The sequence below is a fragment of the Pseudomonas sp. PDM15 genome, assembly GCF_014851565.1.
Taxonomy (GTDB): Bacteria; Pseudomonadota; Gammaproteobacteria; order Pseudomonadales; family Pseudomonadaceae; genus Aquipseudomonas.
This window is the reverse complement of sequence record NZ_JACVAA010000002.1, coordinates 334,359-349,378: the sequence shown is the minus strand read 5'-3', so window position 1 is coordinate 349,378 and position 15,020 is coordinate 334,359. Positions and strand designations below refer to the sequence as shown.

Below are 15,020 nucleotides of genomic sequence, written 5' to 3'. Positions count from 1 at the left end.
GGATTCGCCGATCAGCTGCTGCTGTGGCGGCGTACGCCGGACTCACCCAGGCTGACCTGCGCGGCCACGCTGCCCTGGGCGGCGAACACCACCAGGTGATCGGCGGCGACGCGGATACCCACCTGCTGGCCGGGTGCATGGTCGGCATGGCTGGGGAAGATCGCTTCCAGCTGAGTGCCGGTGGGCAGTTGCAGGCGATACAGGGTAGCGGCGCCGAGGAAGGTCTTGCCGACGATCTGTGCCTGCAGGGCGCTGGCGGGGGCATAGACGATATCGTCCGGGCGCAGCAGCACATCCACCGCGCTGCCGGGTGCCAGGGTGTAGGCGCGGTTGCCGCGGATGCTGCCCAGCTCGGTCTGCACCGTGTCCGGGCTCTGCAGCTGGCCACGAATGAAGTAGCCCTGGCCGACGAAGCTGGCGACGAAGGGCGTCAGCGGCTCGTGGTACAGGTTGTAGGGCGTGTCCCACTGCTGCAGCCGGCCTTCGTGAAAGACCCCGACATGGTCGCTGACGGCGAAGGCCTCTTCCTGGTCGTGGGTGACCAGGATGGCGCTGGTGCCGCGGGCCTTGAGGATGTCGCGCACCTCGTGGCTGAGGCGCCGGCGCAGTTCGCCGTCGAGGTTGGAGAAGGGCTCGTCGAGCAGCAGCAGCTGCGGCTCCGGCGCCAGCGCGCGTGCCAGGGCCACGCGTTGCTGCTGGCCGCCGGACAGCTCGTGGGGGAAGCGCTTGCCCAGCTGGCTGAGCTTGACCAGCTCCAGCAGCTCGGCGGTGATCTTGTCGCGCTGCGGGTGCTTGCGGATGCCGAAGGCCACGTTGTCCGCCACCGACAGGTGCGGGAACAGGGCGTAGTCCTGGAACACCATGCCGATGCGGCGCTTTTCCGGGGCCAGGGTGAAGCCGGCGCGGGAGATCACTTCGCCGCCCAGCTCGATCTCGCCCTGCAGCACCGTCTCGAAACCGGCGATGGCGCGCAGAGTGGTGGTCTTGCCGCAGCCCGAGGGGCCGAGCAGGCAGCCGATGTCGCCGGCGTTCAGGTGCAGGTCGAGCGACTGCACGATGCGGTGTTCGTGGTAACCGCAGGCCAGGTCGCGCAGCGACAGCAGCAGTTCGCTCATGCCGGGCGGCAACCCGGGGCGACCAGCACTTCCATCAGCGCCTTCTGTGCATGCAGGCGGTTCTCGGCCTGCTGCCAGGCCAGCGAGCGCGGGTCGTCAAGCAGATCTTCACTGATCTCCTCGCCACGGTGGGCGGGCAGGCAGTGCAGGAAGATCACGCTCGGATCGGCGGCATCGAGTAGGGCGCGGTTGACCTGGTAGGGGGCGAACAGCTTGAGGCGCTTGGCGCTTTCCTCTTCCTGGCCCATGGAGGTCCATACGTCGGTGCTGACCAGGTGGGCGCCGGCCACCGCTTCCTTCGGATCGCGGACGATGCGCACGCGGTCGCCGGCGGCCTTGAGGAACTCGGCCTTAGGCTCGTAACCCTCGGGGCAGGCGATGCGCAGCTGGAAGTCGAACTGCACGGCCGCTTCCAGGTAGGTGTTACACATGTTGTTGCCGTCGCCGACCCAGGCCACGGTCTTGCCCTTGATGCTGCCGCGGGCTTCCTCGAAGGTCTGCATGTCGGCCAGCAGCTGGCACGGGTGCAGGTCATCGGACAGGCCGTTGATCACAGGCACGCTGCTGTGCGCGGCGAACTCGGTGAGGTTGCTGTGGGCGTAGGTACGGATCATCACCACGTCGAGCATGCTGGACATGACGATGGCGGTGTCGCCGATCGGCTCGCCACGGCCCAGCTGGGTGTCGCGCGGGGAGAGGAAGATGGCCTGGCCGCCGAGCTGGATCATGCCGGCCTCGAACGACAGGCGGGTACGGGTGGAGGCCTTCTCGAAGATCATGCCGAGCACCCGGCTCTTCAGCGGCTCGAACAGCACCCCGCGCTGGCGCAGGTCCTTCAGCTCGATGGCTCGACGAATCAGGCCGCTCAGTTCCAGCGGGCTGAAGTCCATCAACGAGAGAAAGTGCCTGGCGCTCATCTTGTTCACTACCTTAATTCGACAACTGTCGCGGCCCCGTTTTTGGGGAAAAGCAGCCCACACAACGGCTGGAGCCGCGAGAGGGCGACAAATGGGGGAGGCGCGATCTTATAAGGAAATGTCGCGGCGTGCCAGCAAGGGACTAGATCGACAGATGGCACTCAGATCGGCTGCATCAATTCTGAACCGCTTGCTGTGGGCCAGCTTCTCGAGTGCGGTGCTGTCAGTGAGCGCCATGAGGCGACGCCCAGGGAGGCGCTTCCCTCGCCAATGTCGAGCGTCGATCTGTTGAGCTGGCGGCACCGAGACGATCGCCGCCGGAGGCAACATGAGTCGATACCCATTCTTCGATCATCCGCTGGATACCCGCTACGACTGGCAGGCCAGCGACAAGCTGGGCAAGGATCACTGGCGCGTCCTGGTGCCGTTCAGGCTGATGCTGAGCGAGCGGCAGTGGGTGCATGTGCCGGCCGGTATGCTCAGCGATGGCGGCTCCATTCCGCGCCTGGTGCAGAACATGGTGTCGCCTTGGGGCAAACTGGGCCAGGCCTATGTCATGCACGACCAACTATGCGAATACCTGTCGCTGACCGTCGATGGCCGGCCCGTGCCGATCACGCGGCAGCGCTGCGACGAGCTGCTGTATGTGGCCATGCAGGTGCTCGGGGCGACGCCGGCAGAGCTGGGGACCGTGAGGGCGGCGGTCGATCTGTACCGCAGAGCGGCCGGGGTTACCCGGCCAAGCAGCATCGCGCTGAAGCGATCGCTGGAAGCCGGTTGGCAGACGTGACGGTGGCTGCGCGTGAGCGAAGATGAGCCAGCAAGCCCGATCGGCCGAGCCGGCTGAATCCGCGGCCATGATGCTCGTCGATTCATGAGGCTGAGAACCCTGGCCAAGCCCGGCTGCAGCCTCCATAGTCAGGTCCATGCGACTAGACCGGTCGTCTCGATCAGAACAATAGAGGCTAGGCCATGACCAAGACCCTCCATCACCGTGCCTGTCACCTGTGTGAGGCCATCTGCGGCCTGACCATCGAAACCGAAGACCGCGACGACGGCAGCCGCCAGATCCTCTCGATCAAGGGCGATGCCCTGGATACCTTCAGCCGTGGCCATATCTGCCCGAAAGCGGTGGCGTTGCAGGACATCCAGAACGACCCGGATCGCGTGCGCCAGCCGCTGCGCAAAGTTGATGGCCAGTGGCGGCCGATCGCCTGGGATGAGGCCTTCGAGCTGGTCGCCGAGCGCTTCGCGGCGATCCAGGCCGAGCACGGCAAGAACGCCGTCGCTGTGTACCAGGGCAATCCCAGCGTGCACAACTACGGGTTGATGACCCACAGTAACTACTTCCTCGGCCAGCTGAAGACGCGCAACCGCTTCTCCGCCACCTCGGTGGACCAGCTGCCGCATCACCTGACCAGCTACCTGATGTACGGCCACGGCCTGCTGCTGCCGATCCCGGATATCGACCACACCCAGTTCATGCTGATCCTCGGCGGCAACCCGCTGGCCTCCAACGGCAGCATCATGACCGTGCCGGATGTGGAGAAGCGCCTCAAGGCGCTCAAGGCCCGTGGCGGCAAGCTGGTGGTGGTCGACCCGCGGCGCAGCGAGACGGCAGCCATGGCCGACCAGCACCTGTTCGTGCGTCCGGGCAACGACGCGGCGCTGCTGCTGGGCCTGCTCAACACCCTGTTCGACGAGGGCTTGACCCGCGCCAGCGCGCTGCCGGTCAATGGCCTGGATCAGGTAAAGGAGGCCATCGCGCCATTCACCGCTGAAGCCATGAGTGGCCGCTGCGGCGTGCCGGCGCAGAACATCCGCCAGCTGGCCCGCGACTTCGCCGCTGCCGAGTCGGCGGTGTGCTACGGACGCATGGGCGTGTCCACCCAGGCCTTCGGCAGCCTGTGCCATTGGCTGATCCAGCTGATCAACCTGGTCACCGGTAACCTCGACCGGGTCGGCGGCGCGCTGTGCACCAGCCCGGCGCTGGACCTGGTGGCGACCACTTCGGGCGGCCACTTCAATGTCTGGCAGAGCCGCGTCTCCGGCCTGCCGGAATACGGCGGCGAGCTGCCGGTGGCGGCGCTGGCCGAGGAAATGCTCACCCCCGGCGAGGGGCAGATTCGCGCGCTGGTCACCGTGGCCGGCAACCCGGTGCTGTCCACGCCCAACGGCCGTCAGTTGGAGCAGGCGCTGGATGGCCTGGACTTCATGGTTTCGGTGGACCTCTATATCAACGAGACCACCCGCCACGCCGACCTGATCCTGCCGCCCACCGCGCCGCTGGAACACGATCACTACGACACCACTTTCAACGTGTTCGCCGTGCGCAACGTAACCCGCTTCAACGAGCCGGTGCTGGCCAAGCCAGCTGGCGCGCTGGACGACTGGGAAATCTTCGTCGGCCTGGCCAAGGCCTTCGCCGCGAGGAATGGTACCGAGCTCAAGCCGACCATGCCGCCGCAGCAGATGATCGACATGGGCCTGCGCTTCGGTCCCTACGGCGACAAGTCCGAACACAAGCTCAGCCTGTCGACGCTGCGCGAGGCCCCGCACGGCATCGACCTGGGCCCGCTGCAGCCGAACCTGGCGGCGCGGCTGAAGACCGAATCCAAGGCCATCGAGGCTGCTCCCGAATTGCTGGTGGCGGATCTGGCGCGCTTCGCCGCCGAGCCGTTGCCGGCCGACGGCGAGCTGGTGCTGATCGGCCGTCGCCACGTGCGCAGCAACAACTCCTGGATGCACAACTACCATCGCCTGGTGAAGGGCAAGCCGCGTCACCAGTTGCTGATGCACCCACAGGATATGGCCGGCAGAGGTCTGAGTGATGGTCAATGCGTGCGCGTGCAGTCGCGGGTTGGCATGATCGAGGTGGAGGCCGTGGCCAGCGACGAGATGATGCCCGGCGTGGTCAGCCTGCCGCACGGCTGGGGCCATGCCCGTCCCGGCGTGCAGATGGGCATCGCCAGTGCCCAGCCGGGCGCCAGCGCCAACGACCTGACCGATGATCGCCAGCTGGATGCGGTGTCCGGCAACGCGGCGTTGAATGGGGTGCCGGTGCGGGTGGAGGCTGCCTAGCGCTGGCGTGGGTCAGAGATGCACGCCGTAGCGGGCGTAGATCTCGTCGATGATGCCTTGCTGCTTGAGCTGGACGATCGCTGCGTCCAGCTTGTTCAGCCAGGCCGCATGTCTGGGGTGGACGCGCATGCTCACGTCGTATGAGCTGATCACGTCGCCGATCTCGAGGCGGCGGTACTCCGGCACCTCGCGCATGTGGTACTGGGCGATGGCCTTGTTGACGATGATCTGATCGAAGCGCGACTTGGCCAGCATGCTCAGTAGCTGCTGTTCGTTCAGGCCGTTGCGCCGGTCGATCTGCCCCGAAGCGATCAGCGCCGCCAGCTCGGGATAGGCGTAGCCGCGCACCATGCCCACCGATTTGCCGCGCAGGTCCTCGGGTTGCTTGACCGGAAAGGCCTTGTGCGGGGCGAACGCCAGCACATCCACCACCTTGCCGAACGGCGCCGAGAATACACCCGGCGTCGCCTGGTTCTGCACCCAGCCGGGATAGACGCCCGGCTCCAGGTCCAGCTGTCCTTCGTTGAACAGCAGGCCGATGCGCGGATAGGGGTAGTACTGCACGTCGAAACGGTCGCCGGTGAGCTTGGCCAGTTCATCGAGGATGTCCTGGTAGATGCCGCGCCGGCCGTCCTCGATCATCATCGGCGGATAGTCGTAGAAGCCCACCCTGAAGGTCTCGGCGACAGTGCCCTGCGCGCAGCCGTACAGGCACAACATGCTCATCGCCTTGATCAGCCACTTCACTGCATCGTCCCCGACTCCTGCCCGCTGCCATCCAGTCTAGCCACCCGGCGGCTCGCCAGGGAGCCGCCGCGCCATCCCCGGGGTCGCTGCTGAGTTTTTGGTTATGGATTATCGCTGCCGTGTGGACAGGTCTGTTTGCTTTGTGGCTATCTGGGGGGATATTCCAATAACGATTTCAAGTTCGTCACTGCGCTGATCCAAGCGCTACAGGGGATGTCATGGACAACGAAGGCTTGCTCATTGAGATTCGCGATTTGCTGGCAGAGCAGAACAAGCTCATGACACGTATTGCAGAGATGAATGAGCGAGCCATGGCGCAAAACACCAAAAGTCTGGAGTACGCGGCCAATGCCGATTCCTTCGTTGCAAAGAGCAAGCGATAGAATGGGGCCATTATTTGGGTGTTTGTAACTTTCATGGCAGTCGCCCTAGCCTTGATATGGCATGGCCAAAGCTCAACGCTCAAGCTGCTAGGGCTCTAGCAGGCCATCTAAGCGCAAAAAGTACATTCGCACATAGCGCCTGAGACTCCATTTCAGCTGCCGGCCGCTGAACTTTTCCGTTAGGTAGCACATGACCAGCAGTGGCTTAATCTCCGCCAACAAACTCTCCGCCGCCGACCTGATGGCCAACCCGGTATGGCGCTTCCACGCAGATGCGGAGGGTGGCGAGGAAGTGGATGAATCACACTTAGCTCCATGCAACGAGCCACTCGCTCTCGGTACGTTTGGAAGCTACCTCGTCGCAGCAACCTATCGCCTCAAAAACGGCGCCAGTCTTCCCGGCGCTGTTCAGGTCGACGTGTTGGGTAAGAGCGCGCACTTCACACCCGCCGTCGTGTACGCACGAGATAAGTCAGTTGATCCGTTAGACCGCGACGCAGAGCGGCGACTTTCAAGAATCACTAAGACGTCGGACGCCAAGCCCATACGCTGGGAACTGGCCGTCACCTTCCATGGTGAGAATCAAACACGGCGCGGGCGTATTGCACGGACATATGGCACCGCACTTTTGCTGCTGGCGCGCCTGATTCTCCTAAGGTTCAGCAGGTGAAGGCGTTGAAAACATGGCATAGCCATTCCGTCAAAAGGATCGCCCCAAGCTGCGCTTTGGGATTCTGCTCAATCGCCGCAACTCGTTTCCCATCCCTTTCTAGGTGAAAGCATGGTTATGGATAACCCGTTTCATACCAGTCATTGGCCAAAGTCGATCGCACATCCCGACCAATACGAATCGGGAACCACGCTTAGCCTCTGTTGGGATCTAGGTGATATCTCTGATTCAGAGAAGAAAAAAGTTATTGCCGCCTGGGTAAAGGCGCTGCCCTTGCTTTCCCACATCACACATCTGCGCGTTTGGTCGCACGTGACTCAGCCTCTCTTTGATGCGATTTGTAAGCTGAGCAACCTTGAAGTGCTTCAAATCAAGTGGAGCAATGTCAGCCGTTTGGACGCGATCCGGAACCTATCCGCTCTTAAGGCTCTATCAATCGGCAGCTCAACACGCGTCGAGTCAATTGCCCCGCTGACTGCGCTGCAATCCCTGGAGCTTCTCGAAATTGAGAACTTCAAATTGATCACTGACTTCTCGCCATTGGTTGACCTTCGCTCACTTCGTCACCTATCCGTTTCAGGCAGCATGTGGAGCAAGCAAGCCGTAGCCAGCCTCGAACCGTTTGCGCAGATGACCTGGCTATCCTCGCTTTGTGTTGATACTTCCAATGTGAAATCCCTGCGTGCTCTCGAGCCGCTCACTAACCTGAAGAGCTTAGGCATTGGTGGGCGCCTACCCTATGACGAGTACGCCTGGCTATCTTCGAAGCTTCCAAACACCGAGTGTCAGTGGTTCCAGCCCTACCTAGACCTATCTGAGTCCGGCTACTCGCCATGTGCTTCCTGCGGAGAGAGGTCCATGGTCATGGTTACTGGGAGAGGGAAGCCGATCCTATGTAGGCATTGCGACGATGCCAAGCTGGCGAAGCATGTAGGTCTATTTGAGCAAGCCCGCGCCGCAGCGGACAGCTGAATCACATCATGCAATCGGCATTGCAGATCCTTTCGGTTACAATCGCGCCATCCCGCCCGGCGCTGGTCCGGGGAAGTTCAGATGAGGTGAGTCGTGGATATTATCGATACCATCAAAGAGCAGATCGCCAATAACACCATCCTGCTGTACATGAAAGGCTCGCCGAACGCGCCGCAGTGCGGTTTCTCGTCCCGCGCCGCGCAGGTGGTGATGGCATGCGGCGAGAAGTTCGCCTACGTGGACATCCTGCAGAACCCGGAAATCCGCGCCAACCTGCCCAAGTACGCCAACTGGCCGACCTTCCCGCAGCTGTGGGTGGCCGGTGAGCTAGTCGGCGGCAGCGACATCATGACCGAGATGTTCGAGAAGGGTGAGCTGCAGACCCTGATCAAGGACGCCGCCGAGAAGGCCAAGGCCGAATAAGCCGAGTCGTTCCCCCGAAGCCGATGCCACCGCATCGGCTTTTTTGTGCCCGAGGATTCAAGGATGAAGAAGACCCTGGTGTCGGCCCTGGCGTTGCTGGTGGCCGCGCCGGCCCTGGCCGACTGTAATTACCGCGCCGTGGAGGTGCAGGCGCAGACGCCCGCGCTGTACGTCGGCGCCGGCGTGCGGATGCGCGTCGAGTTCGACAACTACAAGCTGGACGGCGAGGTGGACAGCTTCCCCGAGCCGCCTCTGCGTATCCGCCCCGTGCAGGGCGGCAAGGCCTGCGAGGTGGATGGCGGCATCTGGCTGCGCAACGCCGTGCTGCTGGACGCCAGCGAGCAGCGCCTGCTGGTGCAGAGCTTTAGCGGTTCCGCTGGCGAGCTGACCTTCTACGACACCAGCAGCTGTGCGCAGCTGGCGCGAATCGAGCTGCCGGAGGCGAGCTGGGCGCTGCAGGGCGAGCAACTGGTGATCGGCCGCGAGTGCAGCGAGGCCGGGCTGGCCCATTGCAGCGAGCGCGAAACCCATACCTTGAACGAGCAGTGCCTGCCGCAGTGAGGCTATAGCCGGCGCACCTGCACGGCAGCCGGCGGCACGCCGCAGCCGGTATGGCTGGCCGGCTCCAGGTAGGGGGTGAGAATCGGCGCCATGCCCTTGAGTACCTGTACCGGCAGCGCCGAGGTGAAGCGGAAGCCTTCCGCCGCCCGGCCCGGCACGAAGGCGGTGAGGGTGCCGAAGTGGCGCGGGCCCAGGTAGAAGACGAAGGTCGCCGTGCGGTTCATCGCCCGCGAACTCAGCACATGGCCGCCGCGGGTGGTGCTCTCTATACGGTTGTCGCCGGTACCGGTCTTGCCACCGAGCACCAGCGGCGTGCCGTCGGCCAGCTGGAAGCTGCCATGCAGGCGCCGTGCGGTGCCGGCCTCGACCACCTGGGACAGGGCGCCACGCAGCGCCGCCGCCACTTCCGAGGGCAGTACCCGCTCACCGCGCTGGCTGTTCTGCTTCAGCAGCGTCTCGTAGGGCGTGTCTGCGGCGAAATGCAGGCGGTCGATACGCACGCTGGGCTGGCGGATGCCGTCGTTCTGGATGATGCCCATCAGCTCGGCCAGCGCCGCCGGACGGTCGCCGGAGCTGCCGATGGCGGTGGCCAGCGACGGCACCAGGTGTTCGAACGGATAGCCCAGGCGCTGCCAGCGCTGGTGGATATCGAGGAACGCCTCGACTTCCAGCAGGGTGCGGATGCGGCTGTCGCGGGCGCTCTTGTGGCGAGTCTTGAACAGCCAGCCGTAGACTTCCTGGCGCTCCTCGGCGCTGGCCGCCACGGCGTCCTTGAAGGTCGCCTGCGGCTGTTCGATCAGGTAGCCCAGCAGCCACAGCTCCAGCGGGTGCACGCGGGCGATGTAGCCTTGGTCCGGCAGGCTCCAGGCACCGGGGCCGTAGTCCAGGTACAGGCTGTGCAGCTTCTTCTCGGTCAGCTTCTCGGTCTTGACGTTGGCGTGGGCGCGGATGAACGCGGCGAAGGTCGTCTCGTCCACCTCCGGCATCAGGTAGCGATGCACGGCGGCCAGGCGCACGGCGGTGGGACGCAACCCTTCGAGGAAGGTGTCCAGGCGCTCCTGGGCGCTCTGGCCCTGGTACTTGCGCCAGAAGCGCAGGAGGAAGGTGGTGCCCTCGCGGTCGGCGAAGCGTTTGAGGTAGCCCTCGCGCAGCGGGTGTTTGTCGTCCTGCAGCAGGGCGGCGCTGCTGCTCTCGCCGTGGTAGGTGCTGTAACGCACCAGGTCGCGCAGCAGGCGGATGAAGGGCAGGTTGATCGATTCGCGCAGGGCCTCGCGCAGGGTGGGGATGCGTGCGTTGTCCTCGCGCTTGAAGTTGCCGAAGGTGTGCGCGCCGCCGCCGGTGAAGAAGGTCTCGTAGGGGCTGGCCGAATACTTGCGCTCCAGCGCCGCCTCCAGGGTGTCGCGCAGGTTCTGCTCGGGCTTGGCGATCAGTTGGTCGAGCATCCAGCGGCTCAGGTGGTCCTGCGGTGCCACCTCGACCTTGCGCAGCGCCTCGGGGCTCTTCCCGGCGTAGCGGGCATGCAGCTCCGCGATCACTTCCAGGTAGGTTGTCAGCACCCGCAGCTTGGCGGTGGAGCCCAGTTCCAGCTTGCTGCCCTCGTTGATGTCGAAGGGCTGGTCGGTGCTGTCGGTCTGCACCCGCACCCGCGCACCATCCGGGCTGCGCTCGAACAGGGTGAAGCTGTAGCGCACGTCGGCGGTCTTTTCCGGCGACAGCAGGCGCTCGCCATACAGGCCGATCTGCCCGGCGAACTCGGGGTCGGCCAGGCGCCGCAGGTACGCGCTGACCTGGTCCTGCAGCGGTCCGTTGAGGGTGCTGCTGGCGGCCAGGTCAAGGCGGTCGAGGTCGTACAGCGGCATGTTGAGCAGGCTGGACAGGCGCGAGCGGGCCACGCTGATGCCCTTGTTGCCCTGTACCGGCTGGATCGCCGGGTGCTGCTCCAGATCGCGGAAGCGCAGCTTCTGCGCCAGCGCTGCGTCGCGCAGGGCCCAGCTGATCACGCCGCCATTGGCCAGCACGCGGATGTGGCTGTCGGTCAGCGCCTCCAGCTCCTTGCGGCCCTGGGCCAGGTAATAGGAGGGGCGGCGCTGGGCGATCATCAGCGCCAGCACCTGGCGCAGCGCCAGGCCACGCTCGGCGCTGCTGGCCACCGGCGTGCGCGCCGGGTCGAGCAGGGCGTTGACCCGCGCGAAATCGGCGCCGAACCACACCCGCAGGCCATCGGCCAGGCCGTGCACCTCACCGTGGCCGGGGGCGGCGGAGAGCGGCACGCTGTTGAGGTAGTCGCGCACTATCTGCTGGCGCGCGGCGAAGGTCTGCGGCCCCGCGCGATAGGCGCGCACGCTGGCGGAGATCATCTGGCGCAGCTTCTCCATGGCCGACAGGGTCAGGCCGTCCGGCGAGTGACGGTATTTCTCCAGCTGGGTGGCCAGGGTGCTGCCGCCGGCCGACTGCTCCTGGATGGCGAAGCTCTTGCCCACCTGCGACAGCGCCGCCTTGGCGAAACGCGGCCAGTCCACCGCCGGGTTGGCGCGCGGCTGGTCCTGGTCGAGCAGATGGCGGTTCTCGATGAACAGCAGGCTATTGACCACCAGCGGCGGGATGTCGGCGAAGCTCGGATACAGCTGCTGCGGATAGTGGAACAGGTACAGCGGCTCGCCACGGCAGTCGCTGATGGCCAGGCCGGCCTGGACCTTTTCGCTGAACGGCGGGAAGAAGCCGTGCTCGCCATAAGCCAGCAGGGCCGGAGACTGCTGGGCCTGGGCGGTGATCAGGAAATGCCGCTGTTGCAGGCGCTCCAGCAGCAGCGGCAGATGGGCGTAGCCCAGGCGCTTGTCGAACGGCCCGTCGCTGGGGAAGGCGATGTCTTCGCTGGGGCCGGGTTGCAGGCTGTAGCTCAGCTCGCTGGCGAACTGGCTGAACTGGCGGGACTGGAAATAGGCAGTTTCGATCTCGCGGTAGATGGCCAGGCCGAGCAGTACAACCCCGCCGAGCAGGCCTATCCAGAGCAGGTTTTTCAGCTTGCGCCGGCGCGGCGGGGGATTCTGGGTGTAAAGCGCTTCCGGGTCGCTCACGGGGAGCGCAGTCTGGGGTGCGTCCGATTGCCAAAGTGCGCCCATGATCGACTGGCCTGGCTGCTCAAGGATGCCTGCTCTAGTTTCAAGCGTAGTCCGCCGCAGAGCGCCGCACGGCTTTTTATCGCCCATTCCAGAGCGTTTTCCGCCCTGCCGGCGGCTGTTCGTCGGCTGGCGCGAACGGGCGACGGCGCGGCACGGTCAACCCTGCTTGACTGTCGCGGCAACCCCCTCAAGGAGAACGACCATGGACAAGGGTTCCAGCCTGATTCCCTGCGTGCTGTATCGCGACGCCCCGGCCGCCATCGCCTGGCTGGGCGAGGTGTTCGGCCTGCGCGAGCAGCTGCGCGTGCCGGGCGAGGACGGCAGCATCCACCACGCCCAGCTGCTGCACGGCAACGGCATGCTGATGCTCGGTACGCTGCGCGACGGCGACTACGCCGGAAACCTGCGCGATCCGCGCCAGGTCGGCGGCAATACCCAAGGGATTTACCTGGTGCTGGAGGATGTAGACGGCGCGTACGACCGGGTGCAGCGCGCCGGCGGCGAGATACTTATCCCGATCAAGGATGAGGAGTATGGCGGCCGCGGCTTCACCTGCCGTGATCTCGAAGGTCAGCTGTGGAGCGTGGGCAGCTACGACCCCTGGAGCGAGTAGGTTTCAGACTCGACGCTGGCGGTCTTCGGCGTAGCGCCGCAGCACCCATTGCCCGGCCGGGCGGGCGAACAGCTGGTCGAGGAAGGCCTGGGTCTGCTGGCCATGCCCGGCGATGTGCTCCCAGGGGGTGCCGGCCGGGGTGAACAGCGGGCCGTACAGCGCGGCAGCCGCCACGTCCGCCAGGCTCAGCTGGTCGCCGACCAGGTAGCGCGCCGGGTCGCCGCCGGTGAGCTGCTCGATCAGGTCGAGGCCGGCCAGCAGTTCCTCGCGGGACTTGGCCACCCGGTCCGGACGGATGCCGTAGAGCTTCTTCACGCCGTCGATCAGCAGCGGCTTCATCAGGTCGCGCAGGCCGAACCAGGGCCGGTAGACCTTGAGCATGGCGTGCATCACCGTGCTCCAGTCCTCGATCTGGCCATACAGCCAGCGGCGCACGTGCACACCGAGGCGGTCGAAACGTTCTTCCAGTTCCAGGATCTGCGCGCGCTGCTCGGCATCCGGCGGCAACAGCGATCGCTCGGGGTAGCGCTGCTCCAGGTGCAGGGCGATGGCGGTAGAGTCGCCCACCACCTGCTCGCCGTCACGCAGGATCGGCAGCGTGACGATGTCGGCCAGGCGCTTGCTCTTCAGGCGATGGAAGCCGGGGAAGAGGTTATCCACCCGGTAGTCGAGACCCTTGTGGTCCAGGTGCCAGCGGGTCTTCTCGCAATAGTGGGAGATCGGGAACTGGTACAGGGTGCGCATGGGCTGCGGCCTTTCGCGGGAGGAAGGGCCGCAGTGTAATGAACCGCCAGCTGACTACGAAGTCGCGCTCGGCTCGAAGCTGTCGGCCCTCGCCATGGCCCACATGCGCCGGTAGAACTCGCCGTCGATGCGGCCATCGAGCAGCTCGCCGGGCTTGAGGAACACGTGCAGCTGCGAGTACAGCTTGATCTCGCTGGCCGACATGCGCCGCACCAGGTGCTTGGCCTCAATCTGCGAAGGGTGGCTGAGCCCGGCGGCGGCAATCATCTCGGCCAGGCCCTTCATGGTGTTGCGGTGGAAGTTGTGCACCCGCTGGGCCTTGTCCGGCACCACCAGGGCGCGCTGGCGCAGGCGGTCCTGGGTGGCCACGCCGGTCGGGCACTTGTTGGTGTGGCAGCTCTGCGACTGGATGCAGCCGATGGCGAACATGAAGCCGCGCGCCGAGTTGGCCCAGTCGGCGCCCAGGGCCATGACGCTGGCAATGTCGAAGGCGCTGACGATCTTGCCGCTGGCGCCGAGGCGGATCTTGTCGCGCAGGTTGATGCCGACCAGGGTGTTGTGCACGAACAGCAGGCCCTCGCGCAGGGGCACGCCGATATGGTCGGTGAACTCCAGCGGCGCCGCGCCGGTGCCGCCTTCCTTGCCGTCGATGACGATGAAGTCGGGCAGGATGCCGGTCTGCAGCATGGCCTTGGCGATGCTCATGAATTCCCAGGGATGCCCCAGGCACAGCTTGAAGCCCACCGGCTTGCCGCCCGAGAGCTCGCGTAGCTGGGCGATGAACTGCAGCAGCTCGATCGGCGTGGCGAACGCGCTGTGACGCGCTGGCGAGATGCAGTCCACGCCCATCGGCACGCCACGGGTCAGGGAGATTTCCTCGGTCACCTTGTGCTTGGGCAGGATGCCGCCATGGCCTGGCTTGGCGCCCTGGGACAGCTTGATCTCGATCATCTTCACCTGGGCGCTGGCGGCCTGTTCGGCGAAGCGCGCGGGGTCGAAGCGGCCGTCCTCGCCACGGCAGCCGAAGTAGCCGCTGCCCAGCTCCCACACCAGGTCGCCGCCATGCTCGCGGTGGTAGGGGCTGATGCTGCCTTCGCCGGTGTCGTGGTAGAAGCCGCCGAGCTGAGCGCCCTGGTTCAGTGCGCGAATGGCGTTGGCGCTGAGCGAGCCGAAGCTCATCGCCGAAATGTTGAACACCGAGGCGGAGTAGGGCTGGCGGCACTGGGGCCCGCCGATGGTGACGCGGAAGGTGGCGGGGTCGCAGTGATCGGCCGGCAGCATGGAGTGGCCGATGAATTCGAAGCCGCTTTGGTACACGTCGCTCAGGGTACCGAACGGCTTGTCGGCCCCCTCGTTCTTGGCCCGCGCATACACCAGCGAACGCTGTGCCCGGGAGAACGGCAGCTTGTCGCCGTCCGCTTCCAGCAGGTACTGGCGGATCTCCGGGCGGATGCTCTCCACCAGGTAGCGGATGTTGCCGAGGATTGGGTAGTTGCGCCGCACCGCCTGGCGCGTCTGCAGCAGGTCGTTGATGCCGACCAGGCTGAGCACGCCGCCGAGCAGGGTCAGCGCCCACAGCCACTCATGGGCGCCGAGAAAGGGCAGGCTGAGCAGGGTGAACAACACACAGAACGCGAAGAAGGCATAGCGGTTCAGCAGCGACAGACTCATGGGA

Annotated in this window: 14 protein-coding genes; 8 read left to right on the top strand and 6 right to left on the bottom strand. The window is 65.2% G+C overall.

Translation table 11 applies throughout. From position 1 onward, the window contains the following. Positions 1 to 11: 11 nt before the first annotated feature. Positions 12 to 1,115 carry an ABC transporter ATP-binding protein gene (locus tag IB232_RS05585; RefSeq protein WP_192397554.1) on the bottom strand — a complete coding sequence of 368 codons (1,104 nt, stop codon included), beginning with the start codon at positions 1,113 to 1,115 and terminating at the stop codon, positions 12 to 14. Next, on the bottom strand, positions 1,112 to 2,032 hold the full coding sequence (gene argF / locus IB232_RS05580) for an ornithine carbamoyltransferase (RefSeq protein ID WP_192397553.1): 921 nt from the start codon (positions 2,030 to 2,032) through the stop codon (positions 1,112 to 1,114). The genes IB232_RS05585 and argF overlap by 4 nt, the downstream gene beginning before the upstream one ends. 328 nt (positions 2,033 to 2,360) lie before the next feature. Here argF and IB232_RS05575 point away from each other — a divergent pair, with 328 nt between their 5' ends. Beyond that, positions 2,361 to 2,822 (top strand): DUF1353 domain-containing protein, encoded by a 462-nt coding sequence (locus tag IB232_RS05575; RefSeq protein ID WP_192397552.1) that lies wholly within the window; start codon positions 2,361 to 2,363, stop codon positions 2,820 to 2,822. A gap of 182 nt (positions 2,823 to 3,004) precedes the next feature. Next, positions 3,005 to 5,113, top strand: coding sequence for a molybdopterin oxidoreductase family protein (locus IB232_RS05570; protein WP_192397551.1), 2,109 nt, complete (start codon positions 3,005 to 3,007; stop codon positions 5,111 to 5,113). 12 nt (positions 5,114 to 5,125) lie between these two features. Here IB232_RS05570 and IB232_RS05565 read toward each other — a convergent pair whose 3' ends face one another. After that, positions 5,126 to 5,860, bottom strand: coding sequence for a substrate-binding periplasmic protein (locus IB232_RS05565; protein ID WP_192397550.1), 735 nt, complete (start codon positions 5,858 to 5,860; stop codon positions 5,126 to 5,128). A gap of 218 nt (positions 5,861 to 6,078) precedes the next feature. On the opposite strand from IB232_RS05565, the gene IB232_RS05560 reads away from it, so the two are divergent. The 5 genes from IB232_RS05560 to IB232_RS05540 all read left to right on the top strand — a co-directional run bounded on the left by IB232_RS05560 (position 6,079) and on the right by IB232_RS05540 (position 8,869). Continuing rightward, complete coding sequence (locus IB232_RS05560; protein ID WP_192397549.1) at positions 6,079 to 6,243, top strand: hypothetical protein; 165 nt, start codon at positions 6,079 to 6,081, stop codon at positions 6,241 to 6,243. Between the two features lie 190 nt (positions 6,244 to 6,433). After that, a complete protein-coding gene (locus tag IB232_RS05555; RefSeq protein ID WP_192397548.1) occupies positions 6,434 to 6,913 on the top strand; it encodes a hypothetical protein in 480 nt (159 codons plus the stop codon). Between the two features lie 111 nt (positions 6,914 to 7,024). Beyond that, complete coding sequence (locus IB232_RS05550; RefSeq protein WP_192397547.1) at positions 7,025 to 7,885, top strand: leucine-rich repeat domain-containing protein; 861 nt, start codon at positions 7,025 to 7,027, stop codon at positions 7,883 to 7,885. 93 nt (positions 7,886 to 7,978) lie between these two features. After that, on the top strand, positions 7,979 to 8,308 hold the full coding sequence (gene grxD, locus IB232_RS05545) for a Grx4 family monothiol glutaredoxin (protein ID WP_137971558.1): 330 nt from the start codon (positions 7,979 to 7,981) through the stop codon (positions 8,306 to 8,308). Positions 8,309 to 8,371: 63 nt separating this feature from the next. Further along, the gene (locus tag IB232_RS05540; RefSeq protein WP_192397546.1) at positions 8,372 to 8,869 is read left to right on the top strand and encodes a hypothetical protein; all 498 of its coding nucleotides are present in this window, start codon (positions 8,372 to 8,374) and stop codon (positions 8,867 to 8,869) included. A gap of 2 nt (positions 8,870 to 8,871) precedes the next feature. Here the strand turns inward: IB232_RS05540 and IB232_RS05535 are convergent, their stop codons facing one another. Then, positions 8,872 to 11,988, bottom strand: coding sequence for a transglycosylase domain-containing protein (locus tag IB232_RS05535; protein ID WP_192397545.1), 3,117 nt, complete (start codon positions 11,986 to 11,988; stop codon positions 8,872 to 8,874). A 202-nt stretch (positions 11,989 to 12,190) separates the two neighbouring features. Between IB232_RS05535 and IB232_RS05530 the strand changes: the two genes are divergently transcribed. After that, positions 12,191 to 12,601: a VOC family protein gene (locus IB232_RS05530; protein ID WP_192397544.1), complete on the top strand. Its 411-nt coding sequence runs from the start codon at positions 12,191 to 12,193 to the stop codon at positions 12,599 to 12,601. Between the two features lie 3 nt (positions 12,602 to 12,604). Here IB232_RS05530 and IB232_RS05525 read toward each other — a convergent pair whose 3' ends face one another. Both IB232_RS05525 and IB232_RS05520 read right to left on the bottom strand, forming a co-directional pair. Continuing rightward, positions 12,605 to 13,345 (bottom strand): glutathione S-transferase family protein, encoded by a 741-nt coding sequence (locus tag IB232_RS05525; RefSeq protein ID WP_192397543.1) that lies wholly within the window; start codon positions 13,343 to 13,345, stop codon positions 12,605 to 12,607. Positions 13,346 to 13,399: 54 nt separating this feature from the next. Beyond that, the gene (locus tag IB232_RS05520; RefSeq protein WP_192397542.1) at positions 13,400 to 15,016 is read right to left on the bottom strand and encodes an FMN-binding glutamate synthase family protein; all 1,617 of its coding nucleotides are present in this window, start codon (positions 15,014 to 15,016) and stop codon (positions 13,400 to 13,402) included. Positions 15,017 to 15,020: the final 4 nt, after the last annotated feature.

Bases quoted from the DNA above. Each gene is read 5' to 3' on its own strand.
- IB232_RS05520 (WP_192397542.1), bottom strand. From the start codon at position 15,016: ATGAGTCTGTCGCTGCTGAACCGCTATGCCTTCTTCGCGTTCTGTGTG.
- IB232_RS05570 (WP_192397551.1), top strand. From the start codon at position 3,005: ATGACCAAGACCCTCCATCACCGTGCCTGTCACCTGTGTGAGGCCATC.
- IB232_RS05585 (WP_192397554.1), bottom strand. From the start codon at position 1,115: ATGAGCGAACTGCTGCTGTCGCTGCGCGACCTGGCCTGCGGTTACCAC.
- IB232_RS05560 (WP_192397549.1), top strand. From the start codon at position 6,079: ATGGACAACGAAGGCTTGCTCATTGAGATTCGCGATTTGCTGGCAGAG.
- argF (WP_192397553.1), bottom strand. From the start codon at position 2,032: ATGAGCGCCAGGCACTTTCTCTCGTTGATGGACTTCAGCCCGCTGGAA.
- IB232_RS05525 (WP_192397543.1), bottom strand. From the start codon at position 13,345: ATGCGCACCCTGTACCAGTTCCCGATCTCCCACTATTGCGAGAAGACC.
- IB232_RS05540 (WP_192397546.1), top strand. From the start codon at position 8,372: ATGAAGAAGACCCTGGTGTCGGCCCTGGCGTTGCTGGTGGCCGCGCCG.
- IB232_RS05555 (WP_192397548.1), top strand. From the start codon at position 6,434: ATGACCAGCAGTGGCTTAATCTCCGCCAACAAACTCTCCGCCGCCGAC.
- IB232_RS05575 (WP_192397552.1), top strand. From the start codon at position 2,361: ATGAGTCGATACCCATTCTTCGATCATCCGCTGGATACCCGCTACGAC.
- IB232_RS05535 (WP_192397545.1), bottom strand. From the start codon at position 11,988: ATGGGCGCACTTTGGCAATCGGACGCACCCCAGACTGCGCTCCCCGTG.
- IB232_RS05530 (WP_192397544.1), top strand. From the start codon at position 12,191: ATGGACAAGGGTTCCAGCCTGATTCCCTGCGTGCTGTATCGCGACGCC.
- IB232_RS05550 (WP_192397547.1), top strand. From the start codon at position 7,025: ATGGTTATGGATAACCCGTTTCATACCAGTCATTGGCCAAAGTCGATC.